General features: G+C 69.5%; 15 protein-coding genes. 9 read left to right on the forward strand and 6 right to left on the reverse strand.

Annotated elements, in window-relative coordinates:
• Nucleotides 1-4: 4 nt before the first annotated feature.
• On the forward strand, nt 5-1,408 hold the full coding sequence (locus LOZ83_RS19955; RefSeq protein WP_236792366.1) for an aldehyde dehydrogenase family protein: 1,404 nt from the start codon (nt 5-7) through the stop codon (nt 1,406-1,408).
• Nucleotides 1,408-1,755, forward strand: a complete 348-nt coding sequence (locus tag LOZ83_RS19960) for a DUF779 domain-containing protein (protein WP_236792367.1) — start codon at nt 1,408-1,410, stop codon at nt 1,753-1,755. The genes LOZ83_RS19955 and LOZ83_RS19960 overlap by 1 nt, the downstream gene beginning before the upstream one ends.
• 307 nt (nt 1,756-2,062) lie before the next feature.
• Here LOZ83_RS19960 and LOZ83_RS40445 read toward each other — a convergent pair whose 3' ends face one another.
• Nucleotides 2,063-2,311: an MFS transporter gene (locus LOZ83_RS40445; RefSeq protein WP_236792368.1), complete on the reverse strand. Its 249-nt coding sequence runs from the start codon at nt 2,309-2,311 to the stop codon at nt 2,063-2,065.
• A 6-nt stretch (nt 2,312-2,317) separates the two neighbouring features.
• Between LOZ83_RS40445 and LOZ83_RS19970 the strand changes: the two genes are divergently transcribed.
• The 3 genes from LOZ83_RS19970 (at nt 2,318) to LOZ83_RS19980 (ending at nt 5,628) form a co-directional block, all read left to right on the forward strand.
• The gene (locus LOZ83_RS19970) at nt 2,318-2,956 is read left to right on the forward strand and encodes an iron-containing alcohol dehydrogenase family protein (RefSeq protein ID WP_236792369.1); all 639 of its coding nucleotides are present in this window, start codon (nt 2,318-2,320) and stop codon (nt 2,954-2,956) included.
• 158 nt (nt 2,957-3,114) lie between these two features.
• On the forward strand, nt 3,115-4,413 hold the full coding sequence (locus LOZ83_RS19975; RefSeq protein WP_236792370.1) for a DUF1800 family protein: 1,299 nt from the start codon (nt 3,115-3,117) through the stop codon (nt 4,411-4,413).
• A 6-nt stretch (nt 4,414-4,419) separates the two neighbouring features.
• Nucleotides 4,420-5,628 carry a DUF1501 domain-containing protein gene (locus tag LOZ83_RS19980; RefSeq protein WP_236792371.1) on the forward strand — a complete coding sequence of 403 codons (1,209 nt, stop codon included), beginning with the start codon at nt 4,420-4,422 and terminating at the stop codon, nt 5,626-5,628.
• On the opposite strand, the gene LOZ83_RS19985 is transcribed toward LOZ83_RS19980, so the two are convergent.
• The 4 genes from LOZ83_RS19985 to LOZ83_RS20000 form a co-directional block, all read right to left on the reverse strand.
• Nucleotides 5,595-6,908: a cell wall metabolism sensor histidine kinase WalK gene (locus LOZ83_RS19985; RefSeq protein ID WP_236792372.1), complete on the reverse strand. Its 1,314-nt coding sequence runs from the start codon at nt 6,906-6,908 to the stop codon at nt 5,595-5,597. The two genes, LOZ83_RS19980 and LOZ83_RS19985, sit on opposite strands and share 34 nt — an antisense overlap.
• The gene (locus LOZ83_RS19990) at nt 6,905-7,582 is read right to left on the reverse strand and encodes a response regulator transcription factor (protein WP_236792373.1); all 678 of its coding nucleotides are present in this window, start codon (nt 7,580-7,582) and stop codon (nt 6,905-6,907) included. Before LOZ83_RS19990 ends, LOZ83_RS19985 begins: the two co-directional genes overlap by 4 nt.
• Nucleotides 7,583-7,957: 375 nt before the next feature.
• Nucleotides 7,958-9,097, reverse strand: a complete 1,140-nt coding sequence (locus LOZ83_RS19995) for an acyltransferase (RefSeq protein WP_236792374.1) — start codon at nt 9,095-9,097, stop codon at nt 7,958-7,960.
• The gene (locus LOZ83_RS20000) at nt 9,094-10,188 is read right to left on the reverse strand and encodes an alpha/beta hydrolase (RefSeq protein WP_236792375.1); all 1,095 of its coding nucleotides are present in this window, start codon (nt 10,186-10,188) and stop codon (nt 9,094-9,096) included. Before LOZ83_RS20000 ends, LOZ83_RS19995 begins: the two co-directional genes overlap by 4 nt.
• Nucleotides 10,189-10,286: 98 nt before the next feature.
• On the opposite strand from LOZ83_RS20000, the gene LOZ83_RS20005 reads away from it, so the two are divergent.
• From LOZ83_RS20005 to LOZ83_RS20020, 4 genes are all read left to right on the forward strand, one after another.
• On the forward strand, nt 10,287-11,255 hold the full coding sequence (locus tag LOZ83_RS20005; RefSeq protein WP_236792376.1) for a sensor histidine kinase: 969 nt from the start codon (nt 10,287-10,289) through the stop codon (nt 11,253-11,255).
• Nucleotides 11,252-11,908 carry a response regulator transcription factor gene (locus LOZ83_RS20010; protein WP_236792377.1) on the forward strand — a complete coding sequence of 219 codons (657 nt, stop codon included), beginning with the start codon at nt 11,252-11,254 and terminating at the stop codon, nt 11,906-11,908. The genes LOZ83_RS20005 and LOZ83_RS20010 overlap by 4 nt, the downstream gene beginning before the upstream one ends.
• Nucleotides 11,909-12,042: 134 nt before the next feature.
• Nucleotides 12,043-12,771 carry an FkbM family methyltransferase gene (locus LOZ83_RS20015; RefSeq protein WP_236792378.1) on the forward strand — a complete coding sequence of 243 codons (729 nt, stop codon included), beginning with the start codon at nt 12,043-12,045 and terminating at the stop codon, nt 12,769-12,771.
• 493 nt (nt 12,772-13,264) lie between these two features.
• Complete coding sequence (locus LOZ83_RS20020) at nt 13,265-14,236, forward strand: VWA domain-containing protein (RefSeq protein WP_236792379.1); 972 nt, start codon at nt 13,265-13,267, stop codon at nt 14,234-14,236.
• Between the two features lie 17 nt (nt 14,237-14,253).
• On the opposite strand, the gene efeB is transcribed toward LOZ83_RS20020, so the two are convergent.
• Complete coding sequence (gene efeB, locus LOZ83_RS20025; protein WP_236792380.1) at nt 14,254-15,474, reverse strand: iron uptake transporter deferrochelatase/peroxidase subunit; 1,221 nt, start codon at nt 15,472-15,474, stop codon at nt 14,254-14,256.
• Between the last annotated feature and the right edge of the window lie 11 nt (nt 15,475-15,485).

A 15,485-nucleotide genomic window follows, 5' to 3' on the forward strand; every position in this document is an offset into this window, starting at 1 on the left:
TCACGTGAAATACGTACCCCCTGGACTGTCCGGCAGCATCGTGCTCGTTCGCGCCCGCTACGAGAACTTCATCGGTGGCAAATGGGCGGCGAAAGACGCGTGGGGCGCGATGTCCCATGCCGGGCGGGCCAAGGTGCTCAATGCGGTCGCGGACGCGATCGAGGCCAACGCCGAAATGCTCGCGGTCGCGGAGAGCTGGGAGAACGGCAAACCGGTCCGGGAGACCCTCGCCGCGGACATTCCGCTCGCCGCCGACCATTTCCGGTATTTCGCCGCCGCGATCCGGGCCGAGGAGGGAACGATCTCGGAGATCGACAAGGATCTGATCGCATACCATTTCCGCGAGCCGCTCGGGGTGGTCGGGCAGATCATCCCGTTCAACTTCCCGCTGCTGATGGCCGCGTGGAAGCTGGCGCCCGCGCTCGCCGCAGGCAACTGCTCGGTCCTCAAGCCGGCGTCCCCGACGCCGTGGTCGATCCTGAAACTCGCCGAGGTGATCGGTGACGTGCTGCCTGCCGGGGTGTTGAACATCGTGACGGGCCCGGGTGGCGAGATCGGCAAGGCGCTGGCGGCGAATCCGCGGATCGCGAAGGTGGCGTTCACCGGTGAGACGGTGACCGGGCGGCTGATCATGCAGTACGCGGCACAGAACCTGATCCCCGTGACGCTGGAGTTGGGTGGCAAGTCGCCGAACATCTTCTTCGCCGATGTGATGGCCGCGGACGACGAGTTCCTGGACAAGGCCGTCGAGGGCCTGGTGCTCTACGCGTTCAACAAGGGCGAGGTGTGCACGTGCCCGTCGCGGGCGCTGATCCAGGAGTCGATCTACGACGAGTTCATGGCTCGCTGCCTGGCCCGGATCGAGGCGATCAGGCAGGGCGACCCGCTGGACACCGAGACGAAGATCGGCCCGCAGGTCTCGGCTCAGCAGCGCGACAAGATCGAGTCCTATGTGGACATCGGCAGGGCCGAGGGCGCGGAAGTGCTGATCGGCGGGCACCGGGTCGACCCCGGCGGCGCGTTCTCCGGCGGCTACTTCTATGCCCCGACCGTGCTGAAGGGACACAACAAGATGCGGGTGTTCCAGGAGGAGATCTTCGGCCCGGTGCTGGCCGTGACCACGTTCACCGACGCCGGCGACGCGCTGTCGATCGCCAACGACACCCTCTATGGCCTCAGCGCCGGGGTGTGGAGCCGCGACGGCGACCACGCGTACCGGATCGGCCGCGGGATCAGGGCCGGTCGCGTGTGGACGAACTGCTACCACCAGTACCCGGCCGGGGCGGCGTTCGGCGGGTACAAGATTTCCGGCATCGGCCGGGAGAACCACAAGATGATGCTCGATCACTACAGCCAGACCAAGAACCTGCTGGTGTCCTACAGTCGCAAGCCGTTGGGCCTGTTCTGATGGCCGAGCCGATTTCGGCCACTCCGGCGGCGCGGGCGGCGATCCGCCGTCTCCGTGCCGCCCGGGGCGGCCCGGTGATGTTCGTGCAGTCCGCGGGCTGTTGCGCGGGCAGCACCCCGATGTGCTTCGACGACGGCGAGTTCGTGATCGGTGCGGGCGACGAGCTGCTCGGCGAGATCGAGGGCTGCCCGTTCTACATCGACGGCGCGCTGCACCGCGCCTGGGGCGGGCACCCGCTGGTGCTCGACGTCGCACCCGGCGACGCCGAAGGATTTTCGCTGCCCGCGGGAGAAGGGCGGCGGTTCGTCACCACGTCGGACATCCGCACCGCGGAGGAGGCGCGATGAAAGTCGGTGTGGTGAACGAAACCGCTCCAGGTGAACGGTGTGCCGCGCTCACATGACCGCGGCGCTGAGAAGAACTGACCGACTCGGACCACACGCGGGTACGTCATCGAGGTGGCAGACGTGCCACGGTGGTCGACTGGGGCCCGCTCGCGTCGAAGGTGGTGCGGTCCCGGTCACCTCGAACGCGGCGTGTTCTCCGTGCATGCCGCGCGCTGTAACGAGATCGACCTGGCGTCGGTGATCGAGCGCACCGTGGCGGCCCGCCACGGCTCGACGCCGCTGGTGCTGCGGCGTCGAGCGTGGCGAGCTACGGGGTCCGCGCGGCGCGGGCGGCGTGGCTGAGGTCGAGCCCGGTCGTCTCCGGGGCCAGCCGCTGCGAGACGAGCCCGCCCAGGGCCAGCACCGCGGCGCCGATCAGCAGTGTCGGGCCGACGCCCAGGTGGTTCAGCGCGATCGGGAACAGGAACGTGCCGATCGCCGCGCCCACCCGGCTCATCGCCGTCGCGAAGCCGACGCCGAAGACACCTGCGCCCGCCGCAAAGTCTACATCGGACACTCATCGGTGAAACCGCGCACCGCGGTGCTCGACCCGGAACTGACCCTCGGACTACCCGCCCACGTCACCGCCGCCACCGGCCTGGACGCTTTGGTCCACGGCATCGAATCCCTGGCTTCGCGCGGGTCGACGCCGTTCTCGGCGGCCTATGCCACGCAGGCGATCAGCCTCGTCGGGCGCTGGCTCCCGGCGGCCTACCGCGACGGCGGCGACCTCGAGGCGCGGTCCGGGCTGATGCTCGGCGCGCACCTGGCCGGCCACGCGCTGACGTTGTCCGGGCTGGGGCTGGTCCACGGCATCGGGCACGCGCTGACGGCGTACACCGGCACCCCGCACGGCGTCGCACTGGCGGCGGTGCTGGAAGAGGTCATGACGTTCAGCGTCCCGGCCGCCGCGGACGCCTACGAAACGACAGCCCGCGCGTTGCGGCTGCCGCCGTCGCCGGACTGTCCGGCCGCGGCGATCGAGGCGGTCCGGGAGATCTCGGGGGCGATCGAGATCAAGCGGCCATTGCGCGAACTCGGCCTCACCCGCGACGAGATTCCGGGAGTGGCCGCGGACGCCGTCGCCGACACCGTCACCAAGAACGCACCGCGCCTGCCGTCGGAAGCGGAGGTGGCGGAACTGCTGCATTCGGTGTTCTGAACGATCTCGGTGACGAAGGCGGGATGACGGGTCGCGGTGCCCAGGTCGCGCCGGATTCGCTGCGCCGGGCTGGAGGAGTGACGGCGGCAGCTGTGGATCCGCTTAAAGAAAGGTCCGGCCGGTAGCCGGCAGCATGGCATCCGCTCGATGATCGGGCCGTGGTGGTCATTTCTCAGCGCGCGGCGGTGCGCCGGCTGCACGACCGGTTCGGGTTCGGGCCCAGGCCCGGCGACCTGGACGCCGGTTTCGCCGAGTCCCTGGCCCGGCTGCTGACGCCGGGTCCCGACCTGGGGACGCAGGCGACCCCCATCCCGCAGCCGGGCACTCCACCGCGACAACCGGGCAAGCAGGATACAGCGGCGAAAAAGCAGGCCGCGCAACAACTTCAGGGCCAGGCGACGCAGGCGGCCCTGTGGTGGCTCGACCGGATGGTTGCCGCCGACGCTCCGTCCGTCGAGCGGCTCACCTGGTTCTGGCACGGGCATTTCGCGACCAGTGAGCAGAAGGTGCGCAGCCCGGAGCTGATGCTCACGCAGAACCAGACCATGCGGACGCTCGGCATGGGCAGCTTCACCCAGCTCGCGCACGCCATGATCGTCGACCCGGCAATGCTGCTGTGGCTGGACGGAAACAGCAACAAGGCCGGTAAGCCGAACGAGAACCTCGCGCGGGAGTTCATGGAGCTGTTCACACTGGGCGTCGGCCACTACAGCGAGACCGATGTCCGCGAGGCCGCCCGCGCCCTGACCGGATGGACAGCCACGCGTGACACTCAGACCGCGCGGCTGGTGAACCGGTGGCATGACAACACGGCCAAGCAGATCTTGGGCCAGACCGCGGACCTCGACGCCGCCTCGTTCGTCGATCTCGTGCTGGGACGACCGGAATCGGCACCCTTTGTGGTCGGCCGGATCTGGTTCCGGCTCGTCTCCGCGACCGCGCCCGCGGCCGACGTGCTCAACCGGCTCGTCGCGGCATACGGCCGCAACCGGGACATCCGGTCACTGCTGTCCGCGATCGCCGGCGAAGCCGCGTTCCACGAACCCGCGACCTCGTTGGTCAAGCAGCCGGTGGAATGGCTCGTGGGGTTGATGCGCGCGCTCGGGGTCCGGCCGGGCGCGCTGGACGGCAAGGCCGGAACACAGCTGCTGGCCGGGCTGCGGGGGATGGGTCAGGTGCCGTTCGAGCCGCCGAGCGTCGGGGGCTGGGCGTCCGGTGGTGCCTGGCTGACGACATCGGCGGGGCTGGCGCGACTGCGTCTCGCGCAGCTCGTCGCCGAGCATGCCGACCTGGACGCGGTGTCGAAGGCAGGCGACAAGCCGGCCGCGATCGGTGAGATCCTCGGCATCGACGCCTGGTCCGACCGGACCCGCGCCGGCCTCGGCGGCGTCGCGAGTGATCCCCGGCAGCTGGCCGCGGTGGCCGCCTGCGCCCCCGAATACGTGGTGAGTGGGTAGGAAGGCATGAACAAGCTGACACGCCGGCGGTTCCTCATCGCCAGCGGAGTGACGGCCGCCGGTGCGCTCGCCGCCGGGGCTACCCAGGTCGACTGGGCGCACCTGATGTCCGCGGCCCAGCAGACGCCACTCGATCCGCACTCCGGTGTACTGGTGGTGGTGACGCTGTACGGCGGTAACGACGGCCTCAACACGGTCGTGCCCGCCGGCGACTCCACCTATCAGAACGCTCGGCCGGAACTTGCCTACAAACCCGGAGAGGTCCTCGATCTCGGCGAGGGGCTGGGCCTGAACCCGGGCATGAAAGGCCTGAAAGGTTTGTGGGACAACCATGAACTGGCGATCGTGCGCGGGGTCGGCTATCCGAAGCCCGACCACAGCCACTTCCGGTCGATGGCGATCTGGCAGACGGCCTCTCCGGACACGGCCGTGCCGACCGGCTGGCTCGGCCGATGGCTCGACGCGTCCGGGGACGACCCGCTGCGCGCGTTGTCGGTGGAACCGGTGCTGCCGCCGATGCTGGCCGGCGCCCAGACGGCGGCCGCGTCAATGCCGGTCGGTGGCCTGACCCTGCCGAAAGGCGCGCTGGGCAAGGCATTTGAGAGCCTGGGCGCCGCGCAGCCCGGTGAGGGGTACTGGCAGGCGAAGGCGGCTCGTTCGGTCACCGATCTGTACCACGCGGAGCAGGTCCTCGGCGCCGCCGCGCACCCGGCCGCCAAGAGCGGACAGCGGCAGGGAGCGTTGGCGGCGCAACTCGACGTCGTGGCCGGGCTGATCGAAGCCGGGGTGCCGACGCGGGCGTATTCGGTGTCGCTGGGCGGATTCGACACGCACGCGGACGAGCGCGGCACCCAGCAGCGGCTGCTGACCGAACTCGATGGGGCGCTGACGCCGTTCGCGCAGCGGCTAGGCCGTACCGGCCGCGGCAAGCAGGCGGTCGTGCTCGTCTACTCCGAGTTCGGCCGCCGGGTCGCGGCCAATGCCAGCGAAGGTACCGACCACGGCACGGCCGGTCCCGTCTTCGTCCTCGGCAGCGGGGTGCGGGGTGGTTTCCACGGCGCCGAGCCGAGTCTGGCCGATTTGGACGACGGCGATCTCAAGGAGACCACCGACTTCCGCGACGTGTATGCGACCCTGCTGGACCAGGTACTGGGCACCGACGCCGGCCGCGTGCTCCCCGGCTACACCGGCCGGCTGGACGGGCTGCTCGCCTGAACCGGGGTGAGACCGGACAGCACGAACGCCGCGCCACCGCCGGGCGCTTCGACACACCGGAGGTCACCACCGTGCGCCCGCGCGAACCCGCGCGCGATGGCCAGCCCGAGGCCCGATCCGCCGGCCCGCTGGTCACGCGCGTCGTCGAGCCGCACGAGCCGGTCGAAGATACGTTCCCGGTCTTGCTCCGGAACGCCGGGCCCGGTGTCGGAGACGGTGAAACCGTCCGGCGCGACGGACACGGTGAGCGCCCCATGGCCGCCCATCGCCCGCAGTGCGTTGTCGACCACATTGGACAGAACCTGGGTGAGCCGGTCCGCGTCGCCGAGCACTGTCGCGTCCACTCCGGTCACTTCGACGGTGACCGCGGGAGCCACCAGCGCGCCACGATCAGCCTCCGCACGGGCGAGGGGAAGCAGCGGCACCGGATCGCGTGCGATCTCCGTGCCCGCGTCCAGCCGGGCCAGCTCCAACAGGTCACTGACGAGTTTCCCGGCGCGCCGTGCCTCGCGAGCCAGCAGTACCTGAAGCCGCTCGGCATCCTCCGCGTCGGGTTGCTGCTGCAACAAAGCCTCCGCGGCCGCCTGGACACCGGCGATCGGCGTGCGAAGCTCATGCGCCGCGTCGGCGACGAACCGCCGGGTTCGCTCCTCGGATCCTTCGAGCGCGTCGAGCGCCGCGTCGAAGGCCACCGCCGTGCGGCCGAGTTCGGTGTTCGTCCGGGTCGGTGCGAGCCGGCCGCCCCGGCCACCGGAGACGATCGAACGGGCCAGCCTGGTCATCGCGTCCAGCGGGGACAGGGCCAGCCGGACCCCGACGAGCAGCGCGAGCGCTGTCACCACGACGGCGGCGAGCCCGGTGACCAGCAGCAGGTTCCGGAGCCTCTGCTCGGCCCCGGCCACGACCGAGTCATCGGCGATCAGTGTCAGCTTCGCGCCGTTGATCCGTGCCGGCCCCGTGAGCGTCGCCTTCACCTGCTTCAGCCGGGTGTCGGGTATCTGGTCCGGCTCGCCGGCGAAGGTGCCGTCCGGCAAGGCGATCCAGCCATGCACCCCGGTCGTTTCGACCCGGCGCAACAGGTTCGGCGGGCTCACGTTCTGCCTTGCCAGCTGCTGAGCCAGCTGGACCCGGCCCGCCAGCACCCGGTTGACATCCTGCCCGGCCTGCGCCCGGAACACCGCGTCGACCACGATCCCCAAGATCACCAGCACCGCCAGCAGCACGACCAGCGCCGTGACGGTGACCCGGCGGTACAGGGAGGTGGTGCGCAGGCTGCTCAAGGCTGGTCACCGCGCAAGACGTAGCCCTGCCCGCGCACCGTGTGCAGCAGCCGGGGCCCGTGCACCTCGAGTTTGCGGCGCAGGGTGCTGACGTTGACCTCGACGAGATTCGCGCTGTACTCGTCGTAGCCCCACACCGCGGTCAGGATCTGTGTCTTGCTGACGACGCGGTTGCGTTGCGTCGCGAGATAGCTCAGCAACTTCCACTCCGTGACCGTCAGGTCGACCCTCACCCCGTCGTACAGCGCCAGCCCGGAATCAAGGTCCACCACCAGATCGCCGACCTCGATCGCCGGCTGGGCACGTCCCGTGCGGCGCAGCACCGCCGTCACCCGCGCGACCAGTTCGGCGAGCACGAAGGGCTTCACGACGTAGTCGTCCGCACCGTCGCCGAGCCCGCGAAGGCGATCGTCGACACCGTCACGTGCGGTAAGCATCACCACTCCGGCCGTGCCGAGTCTCCGAATGAGCCGCAGCAAGGTGAACCCGTCGCGGCCGGGCAGCATTACGTCGAGCACCACCAGGTCCGGCCGGAACCGGCCCAGCTCGGCTTCCACGTGATCGCCGTCCGGCAGCGCGCGCACCGTGAATCCCGCTGCCCGCAGCGCCGTCTCCACCGAGACCCGGATCGCTTCGGTGTCCTCGATGACAAGGATTCGCGGCTCGACAGGCACCGACGGCTCCCTCAGCCCGCCGGCCCGGTGATCAATACGACCTGGTGGCCGTGGAATGACAGGTTCCCGACGCTGCCGATGGGCCAGAGGCCGTCGTCCGCGTCCACGGGAAGCCACCTGTCTTTGGCCGCCCGGATCCCACCGGCGTCGATGCCGGCCGTGCGGCGTCGTGGCGGACTGGTGGGTACGGCGCGGTCACAACGCGGTTGCCCGGCTATGGGACGGCCCACGTGAGAACGACGCACGAGCGACATCATGTCGTATTCATCGCGGTATCGCTAACGGCGCGCACCGCCGAGCGCCCTTTACCGAGAGATCGGTCCGGCGGATGTGGGTGCACAGCACCTCGGCGCGTGGGTGATCGTCCGGCCAGCGTCATTGTGGACGAGATGCGGCGCCGCCTGCGTCACCGCGCCGGGTCGTTTCGAAGCGGTGGAGCAGGAAGGTCAGGCAGGCGAGGGTGAGTGCGAAGGCGGGAAGCCAGAGTAGCCGGTAGAGGGGCCAGTCGCCGGTGGGTGCGCCGAGCAGTCCCGGTGCGTGGCCGGCGAGCAGACCGGTGAAGGTGACCAGCAGCAATGCGGTCTGGTGCCAGCAATAGATGGTCATCGCGGCCAGATTCAGTCCGGCAACCGGGGCCCAGACCGCCGCGCGGCGTAGCAGCCGGGCGAGCCATGGCCGCAGGAGCAGGAATACCCCGAGTTGGGTGGCGGCCAGGGCCAGGGTGAACAACGAGGGCGGGGACAGGTTCGACCACCTATCACCCGGCACGCCGACCGCGTTCGCCGGATACCCGGCGAACAGCACCAACACGGCGCCGAGGACCGCTCCTGAAACTGCCAATGTGGCACCGGCCGGCCGGGGAACTCGGCGTTCGGCCAGCGCGATTCCCAGCAGGTATGGCGCGGCCCAGGCAAGCGGCGTGATCAGCAGTTCCAGCCAGCCGGGCGGGCTGTCTGACCGGACCGTGTCGTTGAGCGCGACCAGCACCACGGGAGCCAGCGCCGCCCACAGTCCCCACCGGAGGACAACGGCGCGCAACAGCGGGGTGCACAGGGTCAGTGCCAGGTACACCAGCAGGAACCACCCTGGCTGGCTCACCAGGGTCCAGACCAATTGCCGGGTGTTGCCGGGCGCGCCTATGAGTGTCAGCGGCACCAGTGCCAGCGACCACGCCGCCGCGGGCACGAGCACCGGCCTGGTCAATCGTCGCATGCGGGAAAGCAGCCAGGGCAATGGTTTTCGGTGTCTGACACTGCGGGCCGCGGCGAAGCCGCCCGCGAAGAAGAACGGTCCGAGTGTTTGCAGGAACCAGGTCACTGGCGCGAGTTGTGGTGCCTGTGTCAAGGGGCTGGCGAGGTGCAGCGAGGCCGGCTGGTACGGGTCACTCACGACGGCCGTGACCAGCCAGTGCCCGAGTACCACCCCGATGATCGCGATCGCCCGGAGGGCATCCACGGTCCGGTCCCGGTGCCGGGGTGTTCGTGCCGCGATCCGCGCCGCCCGGCTTGTGGTCATGAGCGCGGGTCCGTGTCGGTGCCGGAGGTGGCGATGGAAGTCAGGCTGCCCAATGAGTCCGTGCCGGGGCTGAGGTAGTGATCGTGGTCGGGCACGCCGACTGTGGGGAAGATGCGTGCCCCGAACCTGGGGTCGGTGGGTTTGGTGCCGTGGCCGAGCCCGAACACCTGGATGCCGGGAACCCACTTGATCCAGTCTCCGGTGGACTGGCCGACCCACACTCGTGCGGTGGTGTGCAGTCCCGCCACGTTGTCCGCGCTCATTCCGGGGCTGCCGAACACCGCGATATCGGTGACGGCCCCGGGCAAACGGGACGCGGCAACGCCGATGACCGTCGAGCCGTAGCTGTGCCCGAGCAATGCGATCGTCGCGTGTGGACGGACGGCCACCAGGCCGGCAACGAACCGATCCAGCGCCGCCGCGCCCGCGCGCGCCACATCCTCCCGGGCCGCGGAGATCCCCACCCCGTCCGGGGTGTCGTAGCCGAGCCAGGCGATCACGGCGAAGTGCGTGACCGTGCCCTCCTGAACCGCAGACTGGTACAGGTTGCCCGCCTGGACCGCCGGGGCGCGGTAGCCCCGGTCGCCCACTCCGGTCCAGAAGTTGTTCAGCTGGTTGCCGACGCCGGGCACCAGGATGGCGATCCGGTCGGCGGTCGCCAGATCTCCGAACACCTCGGCGATCCGGCCACGGCCGCGCGGATCGAACAGCAGGAACGACCCCGCCTCGTCCCGGTATGGCGGGCCGGCCGTGTGCATGAGGAGCTGGTTCGCGGCGTACCGCAACTGCGGCGCGGCACCGTCCAGCGCGCCGATCACCCCCGGATACCGGGTCACCAGGTCCTGTTGCCCGGTCTGGCCGGCCGCGGCCAGAAAGTGGTGCAGGGCGGCGGGATCCGTGCGGACCGGGTCCGGGAGGTGCCGGTTGTCGGCGCGCCACGCCGTCGCCCCTGCCGGCGGGGTCAGCGTGGCCTCGGCGGGCGCGGACAGCAGCGTCGCCACGGTTGGCACCGCCGTCACCACGAGGACGAGTACCAGAACACGGAATTCGATCACAACGGAAACGGTGCCGATCTCGAATGCCGCTGACATCGGCCCGGCGATCACAATTGCCGTGGCCGCGGTTAGGCCGGCGGGCGTACGCCCGTGAGCCGATGCCAGGCCCGGTGAGCAGCGGTTACGATCGCCGCATGCCTGTCGATCGCCGTCCGTCGCCGCCGGTGCGGGCGTGGACGGTCCTGATGTGGTGTGCGTTGGGGCTGTCGCTGCTCGCGCTGGCCCTGCCGTTCCAATTCCGGACCTGGCAGGCGGTCGCCGCCGGTGTCGTGATCGGCTATCTCGCCTCCACCGTGCCTCCCCGGGTCTCGATCGGCATCGCGTTCGTGACGCTGTTGCTGGAGCTGTCCGCGGCATACGCCTTGGCCCCGGTGCCCAACCGGGACCAGAACTACCTGTTCCGTGACGTCCCCATCATGATCATCTTCTGGCTGCTGGGGAACACCGTCCGCATCCTGCGGCAGAACCGGGTGTCCCGGCAGACGCAGACCGTGCAGGCCGAGCGGCTGCGGATCGCCCGGGAACTGCACGACATGGTCGCGCACAGCATCGGCGTCATCGCGATCCAGGCCGGGATGGGCAGCCGGGTCATCGACACCCAGCCGGACGAGGCCGGCAACGCGCTGCGGGCCATCGAGGACGTCAGCCGGGACACGTTGGCCGGCCTGCGCCGGATGATCGGTGCGCTGCGCCGGTCCGACGGCGAACCCGTCTTCGGCGAAAACGGTCTCGGCGACCTCGACGATCTGGTTACGCGGTCGGCCGGGGCCGGCGTGCGGGTCAAACTCGAGTGGCTCGGTGAAAGGCGCCCGCTGCCACCGGATATTGACCTGTCGGCTTTCCGTATCATCCAGGAAGCGGTCACGAACGTGGTCCGCCACGCGGGCACCGACCGCTGTGAGGTGGTCATCGACCAGCGGGACCAGGAACTGTTCATCACCGTGACCGACAACGGCCGGGGCGGAGTCCCGAACCCGGGTTACGGCCTGCGCGGAATCGAGGAACGGGTGGCTCTGCTCCAGGGCGAGTTCACGGCCGGGCCGGGCCCGGACGGCGGCTTCCGGGTCGCGGTCCTGATTCCGATCCCGGCAGGGGTCCGGTGACGGTCCGGGTCCTCCTCGCTGACGACCAGCCCCTGATCCGCAGGGGCCTGCGCGTGCTCATCGCGGAAACCGAGGATCTGACCGTGGTCGCCGAAGCCGGAACCGGCGCCGACGCGGTCCGGCTCACCCAGGAGACCCGGCCGGACGTCGTGGTGATGGACATCCGGATGCCGGGCATGGACGGCGTCGAGGCCACCCGTCAGGTCATCGCCGGCCCGCAACCCCCGCAGGTCCTGGTCCTGACCACGTTCGACGAGGACGAGTACGTGTATGGGGCGCTACGCGCCGGGGCCAGCGGTTTCCTGGTCAAGGACATGGCACTGGACGACATCCTGACCGCGATCCGGGTGGTCGCGGCCGGTGACGCCCTCATCGCGCCCAGCGTCACCCGGCGTCTGATCGCGGACTTCGTCGTCCACACCGAACCGTCGCCCGCCCGTCGGCCGGTCACCGGCATCACCGAGCGGGAATGCGAGGTGCTGACCCTGGTCGGCCGGGGCCTGTCCAACAGCGAGATCGCCGGTGAACTCGTCATCAGCGCGGCCACCGCCAAGGCACACGTGGCGCGCCTGTTCACCAAACTGGACGCCCGCGACCGCGTCCACCTGGTCATCATCGCCTACGAGATGGGACTGGTCGCACCCCCACGCTGAGTGCCCTCGCCGCTTGGCGTACGCCCCGAGGCTATGCCGCCCAAGGGAATGTGACCCGCGGGCCGATGAAATCCGCGCTCGCACCCGGCATCGTGGCCCGCGTCCTGACGTCGACCCGACTGCCCGAGGAACCGATGCTCCGACTCGACCGATCCACCCTGACCACCACGACGACGACCATGCTTGCCCGCCGGACACGCTTCCTGGACACCGAGCTGCACACACTGCGTGGGCTGGTCCGCCCGGGTGACGTGTGCCTAGACGTCGGCGCGGCCGCCGGCCTGTACAGCCAGACATTGTCCCAACTGGTCGGGCCGGCCGGGACCGTGCACAGCATCGAGCCGCTGCCCTTCTCCCATCCATTGTGGACGCGGGTGCTGGGCGCGTGGGAACGGCCGAACGTCACCCGACACGTCCTCGCACTCGGTGCCGAAACCGGCCAAGCAGCGATGCGGGTCCCCTTCGACCGCCACGGGGCGGCTACCAGCCGGGCCTTTCTCGACTGGAACACCAATGGCGTCGGGTCCAACGCCGAATACCTTTACCACGTCGACATGCTCGTCGACACCAAAACCCTCGACCGATTCCGCGCCGATCTGGACCTGACCCGGCTCGACTTCGTCAAAATCGACGTCGAAGGCGGCGAACTCCACGTCCTGCGGGGCGGCGAGAAGACCATCGACACGTTCCGGCCAACCATGCTCATCGAGATCGAAGCACGGCACATCGACCGGTACGCCCACACCCCCGAGGACGTCGTGCAATGGCTGACCTCCCGCGGCTACCGCATGTACGCCTGGTGCGACGGCTGGCAACCGGTCAGCCAGGTGTGCCTGCACGCCAACAACTACCTCTTCCGGTGATCCTCACACCCCGGACAGCGCGAATATCCCAGACCACACGACGGGCGTCGGCCATTGCCATCGGGTCGGGCAGCCAGGCTTCTGCCGATGTGCGGCGAAACAGTCCGACTTGCAGCGGCCGCGTGCCGGCCCGTGGTGTGGACGAACCCGCCGCCGGGCAGCGAGCTCGCCGCCGACATCACGCATCGATCGGCGAATACCTTTTCGACGTGCACCGCCAGATTGGCCAGAGGACGCGATTCCGGCCTCGTGGAGTGCTTGGTCGACGGGTCGTCGGACTCGAAAAACGGCCTGCCGCACCACGCGCCGCGGCGGTACGAGCGCCGTGAAACCGACCTCGACGACATCAGACGGGGAGGTGCCGCGATCACGCGGCTGGCAAGGAGGCGCATGACATGGACGATCATGCGACTCGTGTGGGACGACGATCTCCTTATCGGTCATCGCCGCCTCACGACCGTCTTACCCGTGGGCGGGTCAAACTGAGCCGGCTATGGCGCTGCAGGGCTTCACCACACCCGCCTGGTTCGGTCTGCTGGCCGTGGTCGCGGCTTTGGCCGTCGGCTATCGGCTTGCGCAGCGTGCGCGTCGTCGGCGTGTCCTGCGTTTCGCGAATCTCGCTCTGCTCGACCGCGTCACGTCTCCTGAGACGCGGTCCTGGGCACGGCATCTGCCAGCGATATTCTCGCTGCTCGCTCTCACGATCTTCGTGATCGCGCTTGCCGGCCCGACCGCCGACGCGCAAGTCCCTCGCGACCGTGGGACTGTGGTCCTCGTCATCGACGACTGGTTGTCGATGGCCGCCGCCGACGTCAAGCCCAGTAGGCTCGCGGCGGTCGAAACCGCGGCCAGTGATTTCACCCGGGGCTTGCCGCCCGGCATCGACCTCGGCCTGGTCACCTTCGCCGGCACCGCCACCGTCGATGTCCAGCCCACCACCCAGCGGGCTCCGGTCCTGCAAGCCGTCCAGCGCATCAAACTCGCCGACTCCACCGCGACCGGAGAAGCCCTCACCGCCGCCTGCAACGCCGCCCAGGAGATCAACCAGCTCATGGCCGGCCCCAACGGCCCGCCGCCCACCCGGATCGTGCTGCTGTCCGACGGCGCGCAGAACACCGGCCGCGACTCCGGCGGGCCCGCGCTGGATTGCAAGAACGCCGGCATCGGCATCGACACCATCTCCGTCGGCACCACCGGCCCCGAAGCCACCGTCACCATCGACGGCCACCCTGTCGCGGTACCAGCCGAACCCCAAACCATGCAACAAATCGCCGCGCTGTCGGGCGGACACTGGTACAACGCGCCCGACACGGACACGCTCCACCAGATCTACACGACACTGGGCCACCAGATCGGCTACGAGACCCAGCGCACCGACGCCAGCAAACCGTGGTTCGTCCTCGGCACCATCATGTCCATCGCAGGCCTCGCCGCCGCCCTCACGCTCTACCAGCGGATCCCGTAACCGATGGACGGCGCGGGTCAGGTGAGCAGGCCACGGCCATACCAGTCGGCGGTGTCGCGCACGCCGGGAAGGGCGAAGAAGTAGCCACCGCCATAGGGCTGGATGTAATCGACCAGCGGCTCGCCCTTCAGTCTGCTTTGGACGGTCTCGAACTGGCGCTCGACGTCCTGCTGGTAGCAGCAGAAGATCAGGCCGACGTCGATGTTGCCGTTGAGGTCGGTGCCGAGGTCGTAGTTGTAGCCTCGGCGTAGCAGGCGGCTGGCCGCGGTGTCGGTGGTGCGTGGGTTGGCGAGCCGGATGTGTGAGGTGAGTGGGATCGTGGTGCCGTCCGGATCGGCCGCGTAGTTCGGGGTGTCGAACTCACCCGCCCCGTCCAGCGGCGCGCCGGTGTCCCTTTTGCGGCCGAACATCTTCTCCTGTTCGGTGATCGACACCCGGTCCCAGAACTCGACGAGCATCCGGATAAGCCGCACCACCTGGTACGAGCCGCCGGTTGCCCACGGCGGCTCGCCTGATCCCGCCGTCACCCAGATCAGGTTGTCCGCGGCGCTAGGGTTCGAGATGCCGTCCTTGAAGCCCATGAGGTTCCGTGGTGTGCCGGATGGCCGTGGTGGTGAGGAGAAGCCGTTCATCCGGTACCGGAGTTGCATCGCGCCCCGGGTGTGTTTGGTGATGTCCCGCAGGGCGTGCTGCACGGTGTCCGGATTGTTCGCGCACAGTTGCAGCATCAGATCGCCGTGACACCACTTCGGGTCGAGCGAGTCGTCGGGGAACGTCTTCATCGCGGTGAGCTTGGCCGGTTTGGCCGACGCGAGCCCGTACCGATCGTCGAACAGCGAGGCGCCGGCCGACAGGGTCACGGTCAGCCCGTCGGCGGGCAGTATCGGGCCGAGCACCCCGCTGTCCGACGGTGGCGAGCCCACGCCGAGGTCCACCGCAGTGCCGCCGGCCGTCAGGAAGCGTGCCCGGTCGGTGAGGGTGTGCAACAGGTCGGTCAGCGTGGCGCGGTCGGTGGCGGTCACATCGAAGGCGGCGAAGGCCGCGGCGCGCTGTTGTGGGGTGAAGACGCCGGCCTGGTTCTCGCCATGGAAGTCGACGACTTCCGCGAGGGCTTGCTGCGCGCCCGTTGCCGAGGTGGCGTCCGCGTGTGCGCCCGCGGCGATCAGCCCGCCCGTCAGCGCGCTGCCCGCGACGCCTGCCCCGGTGCCCTGCAGGAACCTGCGCCTGCTCAGTGTCATCGTCGTGCTCC

It is taken from the genome of Amycolatopsis sp. GM8, assembly GCF_021653975.1.
In the GTDB taxonomy this organism is placed as follows: domain Bacteria; phylum Actinomycetota; class Actinomycetes; order Mycobacteriales; family Pseudonocardiaceae; genus Amycolatopsis_E.

Excerpts from the sequence above, each read along its gene's own strand:
- LOZ83_RS19960 (WP_236792367.1), top strand. The coding sequence starts at position 1,408 with ATGGCCGAGCCGATTTCGGCCACTCCGGCGGCGCGGGCGGCGATCCGC.
- LOZ83_RS19980 (WP_236792371.1), top strand. The coding sequence starts at position 4,420 with ATGAACAAGCTGACACGCCGGCGGTTCCTCATCGCCAGCGGAGTGACG.
- LOZ83_RS19995 (WP_236792374.1), bottom strand. The coding sequence starts at position 9,097 with ATGACCACAAGCCGGGCGGCGCGGATCGCGGCACGAACACCCCGGCAC.
- LOZ83_RS20000 (WP_236792375.1), bottom strand. The coding sequence starts at position 10,188 with ATGTCAGCGGCATTCGAGATCGGCACCGTTTCCGTTGTGATCGAATTC.
- LOZ83_RS20005 (WP_236792376.1), top strand. The coding sequence starts at position 10,287 with ATGCCTGTCGATCGCCGTCCGTCGCCGCCGGTGCGGGCGTGGACGGTC.
- LOZ83_RS20015 (WP_236792378.1), top strand. The coding sequence starts at position 12,043 with ATGCTCCGACTCGACCGATCCACCCTGACCACCACGACGACGACCATG.
- LOZ83_RS20020 (WP_236792379.1), top strand. The coding sequence starts at position 13,265 with ATGGCGCTGCAGGGCTTCACCACACCCGCCTGGTTCGGTCTGCTGGCC.
- efeB (WP_236792380.1), bottom strand. The coding sequence starts at position 15,474 with ATGACACTGAGCAGGCGCAGGTTCCTGCAGGGCACCGGGGCAGGCGTC.